Annotated in this window: 16 protein-coding genes; 9 read left to right on the forward strand and 7 right to left on the reverse strand. The window is 71.8% G+C overall.

The features are described 5' to 3' along the window. The first annotated feature begins 5 nt into the window (after positions 1-5). Complete coding sequence (gene sucD / locus QNO14_RS02720) at positions 6-908, forward strand: succinate--CoA ligase subunit alpha (RefSeq protein WP_257506667.1); 903 nt, start codon at positions 6-8, stop codon at positions 906-908. Between the two features lie 78 nt (positions 909-986). On the opposite strand, the gene QNO14_RS02725 is transcribed toward sucD, so the two are convergent. From QNO14_RS02725 to QNO14_RS02745, 5 genes are read right to left on the reverse strand one after another with little or no spacing between them, the layout of a single operon-like run. Continuing rightward, a complete protein-coding gene (locus QNO14_RS02725) occupies positions 987-1319 on the reverse strand; it encodes a hypothetical protein (protein WP_257494748.1) in 333 nt (110 codons plus the stop codon). Between the two features lie 15 nt (positions 1320-1334). Further along, a complete protein-coding gene (locus QNO14_RS02730; protein WP_257506668.1) occupies positions 1335-1889 on the reverse strand; it encodes a hypothetical protein in 555 nt (184 codons plus the stop codon). Further along, positions 1886-2479, reverse strand: coding sequence for a hypothetical protein (locus QNO14_RS02735; RefSeq protein ID WP_257506669.1), 594 nt, complete (start codon positions 2477-2479; stop codon positions 1886-1888). Before QNO14_RS02735 ends, QNO14_RS02730 begins: the two co-directional genes overlap by 4 nt. Further along, positions 2476-3045, reverse strand: a complete 570-nt coding sequence (locus QNO14_RS02740) for a hypothetical protein (protein WP_257494745.1) — start codon at positions 3043-3045, stop codon at positions 2476-2478. Before QNO14_RS02740 ends, QNO14_RS02735 begins: the two co-directional genes overlap by 4 nt. A 1-nt stretch (position 3046) precedes the next feature. Further along, on the reverse strand, positions 3047-4360 hold the full coding sequence (locus tag QNO14_RS02745) for a putative T7SS-secreted protein (protein WP_257494744.1): 1314 nt from the start codon (positions 4358-4360) through the stop codon (positions 3047-3049). Between the two features lie 95 nt (positions 4361-4455). Between QNO14_RS02745 and QNO14_RS02750 the strand changes: the two genes are divergently transcribed. Beyond that, the gene (locus tag QNO14_RS02750) at positions 4456-4896 is read left to right on the forward strand and encodes a nitroreductase family deazaflavin-dependent oxidoreductase (RefSeq protein ID WP_257506670.1); all 441 of its coding nucleotides are present in this window, start codon (positions 4456-4458) and stop codon (positions 4894-4896) included. 35 nt (positions 4897-4931) lie between these two features. On the opposite strand, the gene QNO14_RS02755 is transcribed toward QNO14_RS02750, so the two are convergent. Further along, entirely contained in the window at positions 4932-6347 is a 1416-nt protein-coding gene (locus QNO14_RS02755; protein ID WP_257494742.1) for an NCS2 family permease, read from the reverse strand. A 98-nt stretch (positions 6348-6445) separates the two neighbouring features. Between QNO14_RS02755 and QNO14_RS02760 the strand changes: the two genes are divergently transcribed. The 3 genes from QNO14_RS02760 to purH are packed head-to-tail and all read left to right on the forward strand — an operon-like array spanning position 6446 to position 9981. Then, positions 6446-7762, forward strand: a complete 1317-nt coding sequence (locus QNO14_RS02760; RefSeq protein ID WP_257506671.1) for a cell division protein PerM — start codon at positions 6446-6448, stop codon at positions 7760-7762. A gap of 4 nt (positions 7763-7766) precedes the next feature. Next, the gene (gene purN, locus QNO14_RS02765) at positions 7767-8360 is read left to right on the forward strand and encodes a phosphoribosylglycinamide formyltransferase (RefSeq protein ID WP_257494740.1); all 594 of its coding nucleotides are present in this window, start codon (positions 7767-7769) and stop codon (positions 8358-8360) included. A gap of 16 nt (positions 8361-8376) precedes the next feature. After that, a complete protein-coding gene (purH, locus tag QNO14_RS02770) occupies positions 8377-9981 on the forward strand; it encodes a bifunctional phosphoribosylaminoimidazolecarboxamide formyltransferase/IMP cyclohydrolase (protein ID WP_257494739.1) in 1605 nt (534 codons plus the stop codon). A 51-nt stretch (positions 9982-10032) separates the two neighbouring features. Here purH and QNO14_RS02775 read toward each other — a convergent pair whose 3' ends face one another. Further along, positions 10033-11460 (reverse strand): dihydrolipoyl dehydrogenase family protein, encoded by a 1428-nt coding sequence (locus QNO14_RS02775; protein WP_257506672.1) that lies wholly within the window; start codon positions 11458-11460, stop codon positions 10033-10035. 202 nt (positions 11461-11662) lie between these two features. Here QNO14_RS02775 and QNO14_RS02780 point away from each other — a divergent pair, with 202 nt between their 5' ends. The 4 genes from QNO14_RS02780 to QNO14_RS02795 all read left to right on the forward strand — a co-directional run bounded on the left by QNO14_RS02780 (position 11663) and on the right by QNO14_RS02795 (position 17788). Then, the gene (locus QNO14_RS02780; RefSeq protein WP_257506673.1) at positions 11663-13237 is read left to right on the forward strand and encodes an AlkA N-terminal domain-containing protein; all 1575 of its coding nucleotides are present in this window, start codon (positions 11663-11665) and stop codon (positions 13235-13237) included. Next, on the forward strand, positions 13234-13725 hold the full coding sequence (locus tag QNO14_RS02785) for a methylated-DNA--[protein]-cysteine S-methyltransferase (protein ID WP_257506674.1): 492 nt from the start codon (positions 13234-13236) through the stop codon (positions 13723-13725). Before QNO14_RS02780 ends, QNO14_RS02785 begins: the two co-directional genes overlap by 4 nt. Before the next feature lie 437 nt (positions 13726-14162). Continuing rightward, entirely contained in the window at positions 14163-15974 is a 1812-nt protein-coding gene (locus tag QNO14_RS02790; protein WP_257506675.1) for an ABC transporter ATP-binding protein, read from the forward strand. Further along, the gene (locus tag QNO14_RS02795; protein WP_257506676.1) at positions 15971-17788 is read left to right on the forward strand and encodes an ABC transporter ATP-binding protein; all 1818 of its coding nucleotides are present in this window, start codon (positions 15971-15973) and stop codon (positions 17786-17788) included. The genes QNO14_RS02790 and QNO14_RS02795 overlap by 4 nt, the downstream gene beginning before the upstream one ends. Positions 17789-17830: the final 42 nt, after the last annotated feature.

Genomic DNA, 17830 nt, shown 5'->3' on the forward strand with positions numbered 1-17830 from the left:
ACGAAATGTCGATCTACCTCAACAAGGACTCCAAGGTCATCGTCCAGGGCATCACCGGCGGCGAGGGCACCAAGCACACCGCGCTGATGCTGAAGGCGGGCACGAACATCGTCGGCGGTGTCAACGCGCGCAAGGCCGGCACCACCGTCTCGCACACCGACAAGGACGGCAACGCCGTCGAGCTCCTCGTCTTCGCCTCCGTCGCCGAGGCGATGGAGAAGACCGGCGCCGACGTGTCGATCGCCTTCGTGCCGCCGGCGTTCACCAAGGACGCCATGGTCGAAGCCATCGACGCCGGCATCGGCCTTCTCGTCGTGATCACCGAGGGCGTGCCGGTCGGCGACACCGCCGAGGCGTGGGCCTACGCCGAGAGCAAGGGCAACGCCACGCGCATCATCGGCCCGAACTGCCCCGGCATCATCACGCCGGGCGAGTCGCTGGTGGGCATCACGCCCGCCAACATCACCGGCAAGGGGCCGATCGGACTCGTGTCGAAGTCGGGCACCCTGACCTACCAGATGATGTTCGAGCTGCGCGACCTGGGCTTCTCGACCGCCATCGGCATCGGCGGCGACCCGGTCATCGGAACCACGCACATCGACGCCCTCGCGGCGTTCGAGGCCGACCCCGAGACCAAGGCGATCGTCATGATCGGCGAGATCGGCGGCGACGCCGAAGAGCGCGCGGCCGAGTACATCAAGGCCAACGTCACCAAGCCCGTCGTCGGCTACGTCGCGGGCTTCACCGCCCCCGAGGGCAAGACCATGGGCCACGCCGGCGCCATCGTCTCGGGCTCGGCGGGCACCGCGCAGGCCAAGCAGCAGGCCCTCGAGGCCGCCGGGGTCAAGGTCGGCAAGACGCCGTCCGAGACCGCCACGCTGATGCGCGAGATCATCGCCGCGCTGTAACGCCGGACGCACACGACGAAGGGTGGATGCCACGCGGCATCCACCCTTCGTCGTTTCGTCGTCTCGCGTGCGCCCGGCTCAGACCGCCTGAGGTCCGCCGCGACCGGGGCCGCCCGCGGGCTCGGGGGAGCGGGTGAGGGCGTCGACCAGCTGGGAGTCGATCTCGGTGAACGCCTCGGCCACCGCATGGGCCTGCTCCTTGAGGGCCGTGACCTCCTCGATCAGCTGGCGGCGCTTGTCGTCCCACTTGCCGGCGAAGTCGTCGGTCGCGTTCGCCAGCTCCGTGACCGGGATGGCGCCGGCGAGGGAGCTGGCGTCGGCCTGCGCCGACTCCAGCCGGCGCACGATCGTGGCGAGGTTGGTCGACACGCGCCCCACCTCGTCGATGTCGATCCTCAGTCGTCCCGACATGTCGAGTTCCTTTCGTCAGTCCTCGGGTGCGAGCCCGATGGCCCGCGCCAGTGCGTCGTAGTCCACGCGCAGCGCCTCGAAGCGCGCGATGTCGGGGTCCCCCGCGATCATCAGCACGTCGCGGTCGTCCAGGCGCCACAGCCAGTGGGTGATGGCCGTCAGAGCCCCCTGCTCGTCGGCGACGTGGCGGGTGGCGGTGGACCCCGGGCCCAGCCGGCCGTCGTCGAAGGCGCTGGGCTGCACGGGCCGCACGGCGGTGGCGTCGGCGACACCCAGCATCTGCTCGTCGGTGGCATCCGTGCGGGGCATCTCGTAGATGCTCGCGATGCCGAGCGCCTCGTGCGGGCGGGAGAAGTACGCGAACCGGTGCTCGTGCTCGTCGGCGCCGCGGGCGAGGCCCTCGGCGGTGGCCGCGACCCACTCCCGCATCGCGTCGTCGTAGCCGTATGCGCCGGCGAGGGCGTCGGCCAGGGCGTCCCGCCACTGCTCGATGCCCGCGAACCCCTCCCACGGCCAGGCGTCGGGGACGTACAGCCACAGGTCGCGGTCGAAGTCGACGTGCAGGGTCATGCTTCTCCTCCGGCCGCGGGCCACGTCAGGGCGTCGAGCATCGTGGTCATGAGCGTCGTCAGCGCCTCGGTCACGGGCGCGTACTCCGCGACCGGCAGGCCGGAGATCGACGCGTAGGCGACGAGGTAGGCGTCATGGCCGGGGACCCGCCAGATGTAGTCGATGCTGCGCAGCAGCACGACCGACTCGGGATCGGCGTCGCCGGGGTGCTGCTCATCGCGGATGCCGCGACGAGCGGGGCCCGCGTCGGTGTCCACCCGCTCGCCCCCGGGGGGAAGCTCCGGATCGGGGGCGGCCACGTGGCTGAGCACGAGGGACGTCGACACCGGCACCTGCCAGGGGATGCCCATGGGCATGGCGGCGGCGAACGCCCCGGTCTCGCGAGCGTCATCCAGCGCCGACGCGAGCGTGCGCTCGAGCTCGTGCACGAACGGGCCGATGCTGTCGCGGGGCCCGCTCTCCCAGGCCCCCGCGAACGCCGCGCGCGCCGTGGCGGCGTTGTCGTCGGTGACGGGGAAGAGCTGCCACCCGGGCGGCAGGATCATCTCGGGCCGGGGGAGCCGGCCGGCGGTGGTCGATGCCGGGCTCACCGGCGCACCGGCCGGCGCAGCTCGCGGATGTCGCGGACGTATTCGATCGCACCCCGGATGCCGAAGACCACCATGGCGACGAAGAAGGCGCCGGCCGCGGCGAACACGATCGACGACTGGGGCGCCTCGTATGCCACGGCGGCGATCAGCGTCGTCAGCAGGCCGACGAGGCTGATGATGCTCATGTCGAACCGCGCGCCCCAGAAGTAGGCGGGGAAGCGCGAGGGGAACGGCCACGTGATGACCGTGAGGGCGAGCATTCCCAGGGCCGGGAGCCACAGCAGCCAGAACGGCGGCTGGAAGAGGGGGAAGCCGGGGGCGGAGCCGATGATGCCGCCGTCGGCTTCGGAGGGGACGGTGCCCTGCGCGATGCCGATGATCGCGATGATCGCCAGCGGCAGCATGCCGAAGGCGACGACGCCCATCGCGGACCAGAAGAACACGCGGCCCGCCAGCCGCACCCTCGGGGACTTCTCTGCGGGCCGCTTGCCGCGGCTCTGCCTGCGGCGGGCGGGGGCGGGTCGGCGCCCTGCGGCGGAGGATGTCTTCGTCGCGCGATCTGTCACGTTACGACCCTACTTTCCAGGTGGCGGCATCCTTGACGTGCTGCCACCCGCCCAGGGCGCTGTCGATCACGCCGCTGACGGGGTTGTCCGGCAGCTGGCCCTCGAGGATCTCGGAGATCGGCGCGGCGACGCTCTGCACGGTGCCGGGCATGGTGGCGATCGTGCGCGTCAGGAACGCGTTCTTGATCGTGGCGATCTGGCTGCGCCCGATCTGCAGCAGCAGGTCGTCCAGCGGCCCGCCGGCTCCGGCCTGGGCGCGCTGGGCGACGCGCAGGAAGTGGGCGCTGGTGATGCCCTTGGCCCCCCAGACCTCCCGCGCCCACGCGGTCGAGGGCAGCTTCACGGGGCCGAGGGTGAGCCCGTTGCGCCCGCGCAGCACGCCGTTGAAGCTGCCGGTCACCGAGCGCAGCGCCGAACCGTGACCCTGCGCCGCCAGCCGCGCGACGCGGGTCCCCTTGAGGGCGTTCATCGTGGTGCCGAGCGCCCGCAGGGCCACCGCGGCCACACCGAAGGTGGCCACCGTGATGAGGTCGATCGCGAAGTCGACCCACGACATCTGGCCGGTCGCGGCGAGCACGAGACTCAGGCCCGCCGTCAGCGCGGCCGCGGCGATGGCGAAGGGCGCCAGCACGGGGATGAAGAAGCTCAGCACGGACAGCACCGAGGTGACGATGCGCAGCACGCTGTGGATGGCCTTGAGGATCTCGGCGTTCTCGGCCACCCAGCCCGAGAAGTTGTCCCACATCCCGTCGTTGAACCCGTCGCCGTCCATCGCGTCGCGCATGCGGGCGGCGGCATCCACGCCGGCGGTGCGCACGCGCTGCACGATCTGGGTGAAGCGCGCCTGCGCGTCGGCGGCGGCGGAGGACTGCGCGCCCTGGCGCTGCGCGAGCAGCATCAGGTGCTGGTTGAGGTCGACGGCGACCATGGGGTCCGTCGTGCGCTGGCGCTCCTCGCGGTAGCGGGAGATCTCCCGGTCGTAGCGCTGCTCCGCATCCGCGGCCTCCGCGTGGGCGCGCACGACGGTCTCGGCCTCGCGCTGAGCGCTTTCGAGGACCGTCGCGAAGGAGCTGAGAGCCTCACCCGCCTCGCGGTAGCGGCCCTCGAGGGACTCCAGCCGCGTCGCCGTCTCGCCGGCGTTCTCGGCCAGCTGGTCCAGCGCCTTGCTCTCGTGGTTGGAGGTGTCGGCGATCGCCGCGCGCAGGCCGGCGACGGCCTCGAGGATCGCGTCGGCGGTCGCGGTGAAGCGACCGGCACGTGACGAGATGGTGCCCGGGTCCCCCGGGATGGGGCCGATCTGGTCGGGCAGGGACATCAGTGCTCCTTCGGGTGGCGTGCGGCTCTCACTCTAGGAGCGAAGACGGCGGGTGGCCGATGGGGCGAACTCCCCATTGACGCTAGCGTGAGGGGATGTCGTTGAATGGTGAGTATCTGCCGAGCACATCGGAGTGGGCGCGCACGCAGGCCGAGCAGTACGAGGCGTCGGACGGCCGCGAGGCGAATACCCTGCGGGGGGTCCCCATCATCGTGCTGACCACGGTCGGAGCCAAGAGCGGGGGACTGCGCAAGACCGCGCTGATGCGGGTCGAGCACGACGGTCGGTACGCGGTGGTGGCATCCAAGGGTGGCGCCCCGGAACCGCCCGCATGGTACTGGAACGTGCGGAAGAACCCGCGGGTGGCGCTGCAGGACGGGGCCGTGCGGCGTGAGTACCTTGCGCGCGAGCTCGACGGCGACGAATACGCGCAGTGGTGGCGTCGGGCGGCCGCGGTGTGGCCCGACTACGACGCCTATCAGGAGAAGACCGACCGGCGCATCGCGGTGTTCGTGCTGGAGCCGGTCGAGGACTGAGCGGCGCGGCGCGCCGGCTCAGCCCTCGAAACCGGTCAGGCCAGCAGCGCCTCGATGGGGCCGCGGGCGAAGTACACCACGAAGCCGAGGGCGACCACCCACAGCAGCCAGTGCACCTTGCGCGCCCGGCCCGACAGCGCGTTGACGACGACCCAGCTGACGAAGCCCGCACCGATGCCGTTGGCGATCGAGTAGGTCAGCGGCATGACGGTCGCCGTGAGGAACACCGGCAGCAGCACGTTGAACTCCGAGAAGTCGATGTGCTTGATCTGGGCGAGCATCATCGCGCCGACGAGCACGAGCGCAGCGGCGGCGATGAAGCCGGGGACGAGGCCGGTGACGGGCGTCACGAACATCGCGAGCAGGAACAGCACGCCGGTGACCACGTTCGCGAGCCCCGTGCGGGCACCCTCGCCGATGCCGGAGCCCGACTCGACGAACACGGTGGCCGACGACGACGAGGTCGCGCCACCCACGACCGCACCGACGCCCTCGACGACGAGCGCGGACTTGATGCGGGGGAAGTCCCCCTTCGCGTCGGCGAGGTCGGCCTCCTTCGCCAGGCCCGTCATGGTGCCCATGGCGTCGAAGAAGTTGGTGAACACGAGCGTGAACACGAACATCAGCAGCGTGACGAAGCCCACCTTGGCGAAGTCGAAGCCGAAGTCCACGGCGCCGACGAGGCTGAGGTCGGGCAGGGCGAACAGACCGCCCGAGAGGCCGAAGTCGGCGAGGGGCGTGAAGATGTTGACGATCGCGGCGAGGATCGTGCCGCCGACGAGGGCGATGAGGATGGCGCCCTTCACCTTCAGCGCGATGAGGATGCCGCCGATGAGCAGGGTCACCACGAACAGCAGCGTGTCGATCGAGGCGATCGAGCCGGCGGTGCCGAGCTCGAGGGGCGTGCCCTCGCCGACGCGCACGAAGCCGGCGTTCACGAAGCCGATGAACGCGATGAAGAGGCCGATGCCGACGGTGATCGCCAGCTTGAGCTGCACCGGGACGGCGTCGAAGATCATCTTGCGCAGCCCGGTCGCCGCCAGCAGCACGATGATGAGGCCGTTGATGATGGTGAGGGCCATCGCCTCGCCCCACGTCACCTGCCCGACGACCGAGAACGCCAGGAAGGCGTTGATGCCCAGCCCCGCGGCGAACGCGAACGGCAGCCGGGTGACGATGCCGAAGAGGATCGTCATGAATCCGGCGGTGAGGGCGGTGCTCGCCGCGACCGCGCCGGGGGAGAGCACCGTGCCGTCGACGTCGGCCGTCGACAGGATGATCGGGTTGAGGATCACGATGTAGGCCATCGTCACGAAGGTGACGAGACCGCCGCGCACCTCCGTGCCGACCGTGGACCCACGTTCGGTGATCGAGAAGAAGCGGTCGAGTGCGCCCGTCGCGATGGCAGGCGTGGAGGCGGGCGGCTTCGCGCCCGGTCGGGTGGAGGTCATACCCCAAATGTATTGCGATTCGCTGTGAGTTCTGACACGCGTGACGCGCCCGGCGTCCGCGCGGGCCACAGAGCCGCCGCAGGTAGGGTCGACAGCGCATGAATCGCCTTCTCGTCGCCCTCCTCGCCGCCTTCGACGCCGTCCTCGCCGTCGCCGTCGGTCTCGTCGCCGCGCTCGCGCCGCTGACGCTGCTGTGGATCTTCGGCTTCGGAGCCGACGCTTCGTGGGCGGGTCTGTGGCCGGCTGCGGGGCGCATCTGGCAGCTCGGCCATCTCGTGCCGCTGGCCATCAGCCTGCCGGAGGAGTTCACGGTTCCCCTGGGCATCGACCCGGCCGCGGCGTCGTTCGCCATCTCGCTGGCGCCGCTCGCGCTGACGATGTTCACGGCGATCTTCGCCTTCCGTTCCGGTGCGCGCGCCGCCACCGCCGGCGCCTGGGTCGTGGGGGTGCTCTCCGGCGCCGTCGTCGTCGTGGCCGCAGCAGCGGCGGTGCTCGCCACGACCGGCAACGACATCGCCGGGGTCGAGCCGTGGCAGGCCGTGGTGCTGCCGGCCCTCGTGTATACGGTGCCGGCGCTGGGAGGTGCGCTGGCGGTCGCCTGGCAGAACGGCGATGACGGTGTCGTCGATGCCGTGCGCGTCGTGCTCGACCGCCGAGGTGGGGCGTGGCCCGACGTCCCGGGTCTCATCGCCCGAGGGACCGCGATCGTGCTGACCGCCCTCATCGGTGCCGGCGCCCTGCTGCTGGCCGTCGCCGTGCTGCTGCGGGGGTCGCAGATCATCGCCCTCTTCCAGTCCGCGCAGGTCGACGCCCTCGGCGCCTCGGTGTTCACCGTGGGCCACCTGGCCTATCTCCCGACCTTCGTGGTGTGGGCGATCGCCTTCATCGCGGGACCGGGCTTCGCGGTCGGTGTCGACACCGTCGTGTCGCCGGTGGGCACCCAGGTGGGGCTTCTCCCCGGCATCCCGGTGCTCGGCGCGCTTCCCGAGTCCTCTTCGCCGTGGCTGCTGCTGCTGGCGCTGCTGCCGGTGGGTGCCGGTGCGCTGGCCGGGTGGGTGGCCCGGTCGCAGCTCGTGCGCGACCGTGCCGGCGCCGCGGGGCCGGAGCCGATGGGGGCGCGCATCGTCGTGACGCTCGGCATCGCCGTGCTCGCCGGAGCGGGAGCGGCGCTCCTCGCCGCGGTCGCCTCGGGCTCCATCGGCCCGGGGACCCTCGCCTCGGTGGGGCCGGCACCCGGCCCGCTCGCCCTCACCGTCGGGATCGAGTCCGCGATCGGGGCGGCCATCCTGCTGCTCTCGCCGCGCGGTCGCGGGGAGCCGGATGCCGCCGAGCCGGCTGCGGCCGCCACTGCGGACGTCGCCACGGCGGGCACGGAGGGCGCGGCCGAGGTCGCACCGCGCCCGCCGGTAGACTGACCGCGTGCTCACGGTCGCCGTCCTCATCTCGGGTGCCGGATCGAACCTCCGGGCCCTCCTCGAAGCCGCGAACGATCCCGCCTTCCCGGCCCGGGTGGTCGTCGTCGGCGCCGACCGGGACGCCTCCGGCCTCGCGCACGCCGAGGAGTTCGGCATCCCGAGCTTCGTCGTCCCCTGGCGAGGCGCCGCCGAGCGCGATGCGTGGGGAGCCGAGCTGCAGGAGCAGCTGCAGGTCTGGCAGCCGGACCTCGTCGTGCTGAGCGGCCTGATGAAGCTGCTGCCCGCCGCCGTCGTCGAAGCCTGGTCGCCGCGCATCATCAACACCCACCCGGCCTACCTCCCCGAGTTCCCCGGCGCGCACGGCGTGCGCGACGCCCTCGCTGCCGGCGCCACCCGCACCGGGGCGAGCGTCATCGTCGTCGACAACGGTGTCGACTCCGGCCCGGTCCTCGCGCAGGAGCGCGTGCCGGTGCTGCCCGGAGACGACGAGCACACCCTGCATGAGCGCATCAAGCCCGTCGAGCGGCGCCTGCTGATCGACGTCGTCCGCCGTATCGCCGTCGGTGAGCTGGATCTCACCGCGGCATCCGCACACTGACCCGGAGGAGTTCTCCATGGCCGGCCCGAGCCACGACCCGTCCCTGTACCGTCCCCGCGACATCGTCCCGGTGCGCCGGGCCCTCGTCTCGGTGAGCGACAAGACCGACCTGCTGGTGCTCGCCCGCGCCCTGGCGGATGCGGGCGTCGAGATCGTCTCGACCGGCTCGACGGCGGCCACCGTCCGCGACGCCGGCTTCGCCGTGACCGACGTGGCAGCGGTCACGGGATTCCCGGAATCGCTGGGCGGCCGTGTGAAGACCCTGCACCCGGGCGTGCACGCGGGTCTTCTGGCGGACCTGCGCCTCGAGGACCACGAGCGGCAGCTCGCCGATCTCGGCATCGCGCCCTTCGAGCTCGTCGTGGTGAACCTCTACCCGTTCGTCGAGACGGTGGCCTCCGGTGCGTCGTCCGAGGACGTCGTCGAGCAGATCGACATCGGGGGACCGGCGATGGTGCGGGCGAGCGCCAAGAACTTCGCCAACGTCGCCGTCGTCGTCTCTCCGGAGTCCTACCCGGCCGTCATCGAGGCGATCGCCGCCGGCGGCACCTCGCTCGTGCAGCGCCGGGAGCTCGCGGCCCGCGCGTTCTCGCACACGGCCGCCTACGACACCGCGGTGTCGACGTGGTTCGCGGAGCAGACCCTCGCCGAGGGCGACCTGCCCGCGCACCTGACCATCAAGGCCGAGCGCCTGTCGACCCTCCGTTACGGAGAGAACTCGCACCAGCGCGCCGCCATCTACACGACGACCGGCGGACACGGCATCGCCCAGGCCACGCAGCTGCAGGGCAAGGAGATGTCGTACAACAACTACGTCGACTCGGATGCCGCCCTGCGCGCGGCCTTCGACCTCATCAAGCCGGCCGTCGCGATCATCAAGCACGCCAACCCGTGCGGCATCGCCGTGGCCGCCCCGCAGGCGCTGGACCCCATCGCGTCGGCGCACCTGCGCGCACACGAGTGCGACCCGGTGTCGGCCTTCGGCGGCGTCATCGCCGCGAACCGCACGGTGACGCTGAAGATGGCCGAGAACCTGCGCGACATCTTCACCGAGGTGATCGTCGCGCCGGACTTCGAGCCCGAGGCGCTGGAGGTGTTCCGACTCAAGAAGAACCTGCGCGTGCTGAAGCTCCCCGCCGACTGGCGTCAGGAGCCGATGGACGTGCGCCTGGTGTCGGGTGGCCTGCTGCTGCAGGACGCCGACCGCTTCCCCGACAAGATCGAGTCGCTCGTGGACGGCTGGGAGCTCGTGACCGGCGAGCGTCCCGCCGACGAGGACCTGATGAACCTGTCGTTCGCGTGGAAGACGTGCCGTGCGGTGAAGTCCAACGCCATCGTGCTGGCGAAGGCCTCGGCCACTGTCGGCATCGGCATGGGGCAGGTCAACCGCGTCGACTCGTGCCGACTCGCGGTGGAGCGGGCCGGAGACCGTGCGGCCGGGTCGGTCGCGGCATCCGATGCGTTCTTCCCCTTCGCGGACGGCGTGCAGGTGCTGCTGGATGCCGGCGTGCGCACGATCATCCAGCCCGGCGGGTCGGTGCGTGACGCGGAGGTCATCGACGCGGTGCGCGCCGCCGGCGCCACGATGTACTTCACCGGGGAGCGTCACTTCTTCCACTGACCCCGAGTGAGTATTCGTGGTGCCGAGTGAGTATTCGTCGTGCCGGTCTGGTCAGGGCGTGGGTCGCCCGTAGGCCTCGAGCCAGCGGAGCCACACCTCGCTGACCGTCGGGTACGCGGGCACCGCGTGCCAGAGCCGCTCCAGCGGCACCTCGCCGACCACGGCGATGGTCGCGGCGTGCAGCAGCTCGGCGACATCGGGGCCGACGAACGTCGCGCCGACCAGGACCCCGCGGTCCTCGTCGACGACGGCGCGCGCCCGGCCCCGGTAGTCGTCGGCGTACACAGAGGCGCCTGCGACGGATGCCAGGTCGTAGTCGAGCACGCGGGTGCGCAGCCCGGCGTCGGCCGCGGCCTTCGCCGTGAGGCCGATCGACGCCACCTCGGGATCGGTGAAGGTGACCTGCGGCACGGCGGCGTGATCCGCGGTGGCCACGTGCGCGCCCCACGGCCGGTCCTGCACGCCGCGACCGCGGGCTCGGGCGGCGATCACGTCCCCGGCGGCGCGCGCCTGGTACTTGCCCTGGTGGGTCAGCAGCGACCGGCCGTTGACGTCGCCTACGGCGTAGAGCCAGTCGGTGCCGCGCACGAGCATCGTGTCGTCGACGTCGAGCCACTCGCCGGGCGCGAGTCCCACCGCATCGACGCCCAGGTCGGCGGTGCGGGGCGTGCGCCCGGTGGCCACGAGCACCTCGGCCGCGGCGATCCGCGACCCGTCGGACAGGTGGAGCACGGCATCCGCACCCCGCTCCCGCTCGGCCCGAACAACCTCCACGCCGGTGCGGATGTCAACGCCCGCGTCGGCGAGCGAGGCGGCGACAAGGTCGGCGGCGAACGGCTCCATCGACCCGAGCAGGCGCGAGCGCACGATGAGGGTGACCGTGGCGCCGAAAGCGGCGTACGCGGTCGCCATCTCGGCGGCGACGACTCCGCCGCCGATGATCGCCAGAGAATCCGGGACGGCTTCGGCGCTCGTGGCATCCCTGCTCGTCCACGGCTGGACGTCGGCGAGCCCGGGGACGTCGGGAAGGAGCGCGGCGGACCCGGTCGCGATCACGATCGCGTGCCGGGCGACGAGCGCGGTGCGGGTGCCGTCGGCGGAGGTGATCTCGAGACGGCGGATGCCGGTGAGGCGGGCGTGACCGCGCACCAGCTCGATGCCGGCGCCGTCGAGCCACTGCACCTGTCCCTCGTCCGACCAGTCGTGGGTGATGCCATCGCGTCGGCGGAGCACGGCGGCGACGTCGAGGTCGCCGGTCACCGCTTCGCGCGCCCCGGCGACGTCGCGTGCCGCGCGCAGGGCGGACGGCGCGCGCAGCAGCGCCTTGGACGGCATGCACGCCCAGTACGAGCACTCGCCGCCGACGAGCTCCTCTTCGACGATGACCGTGGTCATCCCGCCCTGGACCGCGCGATCGGCGACGTTCTCCCCGACAGCACCCGCTCCGATGACCACGACGTCGTACTCGCGTTCGCTCATGCCCGCACGCTAGCGCCCCGCGTCTCTCATCGCACCGCTCACCGCTCGCGAGTGAGTATTCGCGCTCGCGAGTGAGCATTCGCGCCGAATACTCACTCGGCGCCTCCAATACTCACTCGGCGCGCCGAATACTCACTCGGCGACCGACGGTGGTGTCCGATTTCCGCGAGTGGGCGGGGCGCGGGGGTGGCAGGCTGGGAGCATGCCCGGATTCGACGAGCGGTACAGCGCCATCCACGCGCGCGACGCGCGCTTCGACGGCCAGTTCGTCACCGCGGTGCGCACGACCGGCATCTACTGCCGCCCCAGCTGCCCGGCACGCACGCCCAAGCCCGGAAACGTCGAGTTCTTCGACACCAGCGCCGCCGCCCACGAGGCGGGCTACCGGGCCTGCAAGCGGTGCCTGCCCGAGGCCGCACCGGGGTCCCCGGCGTGGGACCTGCGTGGCGACACCGCAGGCCGCGCCATGCGCCTCATCGCCGACGGCGTCGTCGAGCGCGAGGGCGTACCGGGCCTCGCCGCACGCCTCGGATACTCCAGCCGGCACCTCTCGCGCCTGCTCACCGCCGAACTCGGCGCCGGCCCGCTGGCGCTCGCCCGCGCGCACCGCGCGCACACCGCCCGCATGCTGCTCGTCGGCACCGACCTGCCGATCTCGGACGTCGCCTTCTCGGCGGGCTTCGCCAGCGTCCGGCAGTTCAACGACACCGTGCGCGAGGTCTTCGGGATGCCGCCGCAGCAGCTGCGCGCCCGCCGCCCCGCCACTCGCCCCGGCACCCGCCCCGGCACCCGCCCCGACCCCGACGCCGGCGCCATCGACCTCGTCCTCCCCGTGCGCCCGCCGTTCGACGTCGACGGGCTCTTCGCCTGGATGTCCGCCCGCGCCATCGCCGGCGTCGAGACGGCGACGGCGACGTCGTTCGCGCGCACCATCGCGCTCCCGGGCGGACCGGCCTGGTTCCGGCTGCGCGCGGCGGGCCCCGACCGCGTGCGCCTCGACGCCCGACTCACCCGGTTGGGGGACCTGACGGCGCTGGTCGCGCGGGCGCGGCGGTTGTTCGATCTGGATGCCGACCCCGTCGCCGTCGACGAGGCGCTCGGGCACCACCCCGAGCTGCGCGCCTCGCTCGCCGCGACGCCGGGCATGCGGGTGCCCGGCGCCGCCGACCCCCACGAGATGCTCATCCGCGCGATGGTCGGGCAGCAGATCTCGGTGGCGGCCGCCCGCACCGCGCTCGTGCGATTGACCGACGCGCTGGGGGAGCGGGTCCCCGCCCACGAGGGGACCGACCGGCTGTTCCCGACGATGGCGGCCATCGCCGAGCACGGCGCCGACGTGCTGCGCGGGCCGGCCGCCCGCATCCGCGCCCTGACCGGTGCGGCAGGACTGATGGCGTCGGGCGAGCTGACCCTGTCGCCCGGCGATGACGCCGCCGACCAGCGCGCACGCCTCCTGGCTCTCCCCGGGGTCGGGCCGTGGACGGCCGACTACGTCCGCATGCGCGTGACCGGCGACCCCGACGTGCTGCTTCCCGGCGATGTCGCGGCTCGCACGGGCGCCGCGGCCCTCGGCATCCCCGCCGACCCGGTGGGTCTCGTCGCATGGTCCGCGCGCGCCGCGCCCTGGCGCACGTACCTGACCGCCCACCTCTGGCGCGCCGCCCTGCGACCGCCCGCCGGGCCGCCCGCCGGGCCGCCCGCCGCGCAGAGCGCCGCGCAGAGCGCCCCCGCACCCGCACCCGCCCCCGCCCTCGCCTCCGAAGGAGTCACCGCATGACCGCCCTCATCGAGACCGTCGACACCGCCGACGGCCCCTTCACGATCGTCGCCGACAGCGAAGGCCGCGTGCTCTCTTCGGGCTGGACCGCCGATGCCGAGGCGATGATGGCCCGTATCCACCCCGCGCTGCGCCCGGAGACGGTGCGAGAGGGGGCGACGGATGCCGCGGGGGCCGTCCTGGCCTACTACGCCGGCGACCTGCACGCGATCGACCGGGTGACCGTCGTGCAGCAGGGCACGGCGCTGCAGCGGGCGGGCTGGGATGCCCTGCGCCGCATCGAGCCCGGACAGCCGCTGACGTACACCGCCTTCGCCGCGGCGATGGGTCAGCCGGCGGCCGTGCGCGCCGCCGCGTCGATCTGCGCCCGCAACGCGCCGGCCCTCTTCGTCCCCTGCCATCGCGTGCTGCGCGCGGACGGCAGTCTCGGGGGGTTCGCGTGGGGTCTTCACATCAAGCGGGCGCTCCTGGTGCACGAGTCCGCCTGAACCGGGTGTTGCGTTCAGCGAATTCACAGGGATAGTCTGGGGGGCTGTCGCCATCCGTGGCAGCAATCCACATCCCCAGGAGGACGCCATGTACCAGGCCGCCGTCACCGCGAAGCCCATCGTGCGCCTCCTCGTCCCCGCCGGTCGCCGACCGGTGGCCGGGTAGGCACCGGACTCCGGCGACGTCTTCGTCCCGCCGAGGCGTGCGCGCCGTCGTCACCACGGAGTGGTGAGAGCCGCCCGCAACCCCGGCATCCGCGCCTCAGTCCGCAGCCCTCCGCGCCCAGGCCCGCGCCGGTGAAAGCCCAAGCCCGCGAAGCCGACGGCACCGAGCCGCCGAGCGCCGAGCCGATGCGACCCGCCGGCGTCGCCGCCCCGCCACCCCGCCGCCCCGGCACCCCTCCGCCCCGCGCATCCGACCAACCCCTCGAAGGACCATGTCTTCCTCGCCTCAGAGACTCTCCACCCCCCGCGCGCTCGCGCGCCTGATCCCGTTCGTGAAACCCGTGATGCCGCGCCTCATCGGCGGCGTCATCGCCGCGTTCGGCGCTGCCCTGGTCAGCCTGCTCATCCCGCTCGTCCTCGAAGCCGCCGTCGACGGCCCCATCGCGACCGGTGACATCCCGCTCATCGTCTGGGCGGCGGCGGGCGTGCTGGTGCTCGGTGTGCTCGAGGCGTTCTTCGTCTGGCTCCGGCGCGCGTTCGTGCTGAGCCCCGCCACCCGCGTCGAGTACGAGATCCGTCAGCAGTTCTACCGTCGGCTGCAGCGGCTGCCGGTGTCGTTCCACGACCGCTGGCAGTCCGGTCAGCTGCTCAGCCGCATGATGCAGGACATCAACCTGATCCGCCGGTGGCTGGCGTTCGGGTCGATCCTGCTGCTGGTGAACGTGCTCACGATCATCATCGGCGCGTTCTTCCTGTTCCGCTGGCACTGGGCGCTGGGCGTCACGTTCCTCGTGGTCTCGATCCCGCTGTGGTTCTTCGGCTTCCGATTCGAGCGCACCTATGGCGTGCTGGCACGGCAGAGCCAGGACCAGGCCGGAGACCTCGCCACGTCGGTGGAAGAGAGCGTGCACGGCATCCGCGTGCTCAAGGCCTTCGGCCGCGGCAAGCACGCGCTGCAGAAGTTCACCGCCCAGGTGCAGACGCTGCGCACCACCGAGCTGCGCAAGGCGCGCGAAGTGGGCGTGCTGTGGTTCTGGCTCGAGGTCGTGCCGATGGTGGCGTTCGCGGTGTGCCTGCTCATCGGCATCTGGCTCGCCAGCCAGGATCAGCTCACCGTCGGCGAGCTGTTCGCGTTCTTCGCGATGGCGACGGCGCTGCGGTGGCCGCTGGAGTCGCTCGGCTTCCTCTTCGCCTTCCTCGTCGACGCCCGCACGGCCACCGACCGCGTGTTCGAGGTGCTCGATGAGACCAACGACATCGTCGACCCGGTGAACCCGAAGACGATCGCCCAGCCCCGCGGCGAGCTGGCCTTCCGCGGCGTGCACTTCCGGTATCAGGATGCCCGTCCCGACGAGCGCGACCTGATCGACGGCATCGACCTCGTGCTGCAGCCGGGGGAGACGATGGCGCTCGTCGGGCTCACCGGCTCCGGCAAGACGACCCTCACCACCCTCCCCGCGCGCCTTTACGACGTCACTCAGGGCGCGGTGGAGCTGGACGGCGTCGACGTGCGCGATCTCACGCTCGAGGAGCTGCGCCGGCACGTCGCGATGGCGTTCGAGGATGCCACGCTGTTCTCCTCGTCGGTGCGCGAGAACGTGCTGCTCGGCCGCGACGACCTGCGCCCGGACAGCCCGGAGGCCGACGCCGTCCTGGCGGAATCCCTCGCCATCGCGCAGGCGCAGTTCGTGCACGAGCTGCCCGACGGAGTCGACACGCTGGTCGGCGAGGAGGGGCTGAGCCTGTCTGGTGGTCAGCGTCAGCGCCTGGCCCTGGCGCGTGCCGTTGCCGCGCGTCCGGCCGTGCTGGTGCTGGACGACCCGCTGTCGGCGCTCGACGTCGACACCGAGGCCCTCGTCGAGGCGGCGCTGCGGCGTGTGCTGGCGACCACCACGGCGCTCATCGTGGCGCACCGTCCATCGACGGTCGCGATGGCAGACCGGGTGGCGGTGCTCGAGGCCGGTCGCGTCACCGCGGTCGGCACCCACAGCGAGCTGCTGCGCACGAGTGAGCACTACCGATACGTCATCTCGAGCTTCGAAGCCGAGGAACGCACCCAGCGCGAGACGGAGGTGAACCTGTGAGCGCGTCCAGCGTCCAGGGGACCAGCGGCGAAGACCGCGACGACTACACCAAGGAAGAGAGCCGCACCATCCGGCGCCGGTCGCTGCGGCTGCTGTGGTCGCTGGTGAGCCCCATGAAGAGGCTGCTGGTGCTGACGGCGATCGTGCTGGTCGCCTCCACCGGTCTGCGCGTCCTCGGCCCCGCCCTCATCGCCTGGGGCATCAACGAGGCGCTGCCGCGTGCGGTGGACTACGCCGATTGGATGCCGGCGTTCGGGGTGACGGCGCTCTACCTCGTGTCGGGGGTGATGGGCGCCCTCCTCATCGCCTGGTACGTGCTGCTGTCGGCGCGGCTGACCCAGGCCGTGCTGATGGACCTGCGCACCCGCATCTTCCGTCACACCCAGCGGCTGAGCCTGGAATTCCACGAGACCTACACCTCGGGGCGCATCATCTCGCGGCAGACGAGCGACCTCGAGTCCATCCGGGAACTCCTCGACGGTGGACTCAACCAGCTGGTGCAGGGGGCGCTCTACGGCGTCTTCACGCTGGTGGCGCTCTTCCTCGTGGACTGGCAGTCGGGCCTGATCCTCGTGGTCATGGGACTGCCGCTGTTCCTGCTGATGCGCTGGTTCTACCGCGAATCGCAGAAGGGCTTCCGCCTGTCGCGGGTGGTCAGCGCGCGGCTCATCGTGCAGTTCGTCGAGACGATGACGGGCATCCGCGCGGTCAAGGCCTTCCGCAAGGAGAAGCGCAACGACGCCGAGTTCGGCGAGATCTCGGCGGAGTACCGCCGGGTGAACCTCAAGCTCGTGCGCCTGTTCGGCATCCTCGACCCAGGCCTCATCTTCATCGCCAACGTGACGATGGCCATCGTGCTGCTGTGGGGTGCGCTGCGCGTCGTCGACGGCACGTTCCTCATCGGCAGCCTGCTGGCGGTGGTGCTCTACATCCGCAACTTCTTCAGCCCGCTGGAGGAGATCGCGATGTTCCTCAACTCCTACCAGTCGGCCACCGCGGCGCTGGAGAAGGTCTCCGGCATCCTCGAAGAGGAGCCCACCGTCCCCGACCCGGCCGTTCCGGTGGACCTCTGGCACGCGCGCGGTCACGTCCGCTTCGACGGCGTCGAGTTCGGATACGGATCGGGCCGCACCATCCTGCCCGACTTCTCCCTGGACATCCCCGCCGGCCAGACCGTGGCCCTGGTGGGGACGACGGGCGCGGGCAAGTCCACGCTGGCGAAGCTCGTGTCGCGGTTCTACGACCCGAGCCGCGGCGAGGTGAGCCTGGACGGTGTGGATCTGCGCGACCTGCACCCGAAGGATCTGCGGCGCGCGATCGTCATGGTCACGCAGGAGGCGTACCTGTTCAGCGGCACCATCGCCGACAACATCGCACTCGGAAAGCCCGACGCGACGATGGAGGAGATCGTCCAGGCCGCTCGCGCGGTCGGGGCGGACGAGTTCATCCAGGCGCTGCCCGACGGGTACGAGACCGACGTCAACAAGCGCGGCGGCCGGGTGTCGGCAGGTCAGCGTCAGCTGATCTCGTTCGCCCGCGCCTTCCTGGCCGATCCCGCCGTGCTCATCCTCGACGAGGCGACCGCGTCGCTCGACATGCCCAGCGAGCGGATGATCCAGCAGGCCCTGCAGACGCTGCTGTCGGACCGCACCGCGATCATCATCGCGCACCGGCTGTCGACGGTCGCGATCGCCGACCGGGTGCTCGTCATGGAGCACGGCCGCATCATCGAGGACGACACCCCGGCGGCGCTCATCGCCGGCACCGGCAAGTTCGCCCAGCTGCACGCCGCCTGGCGGGAGTCGCTGGTGTGAGCCCCGGGGTATCTTGATATCGAGACAATTGCCGCTCGCGGA

Source organism: Microbacterium sp. zg-Y625, assembly GCF_030246925.1.
Lineage (GTDB): Bacteria > Actinomycetota > Actinomycetes > Actinomycetales > Microbacteriaceae > Microbacterium > Microbacterium jiangjiandongii.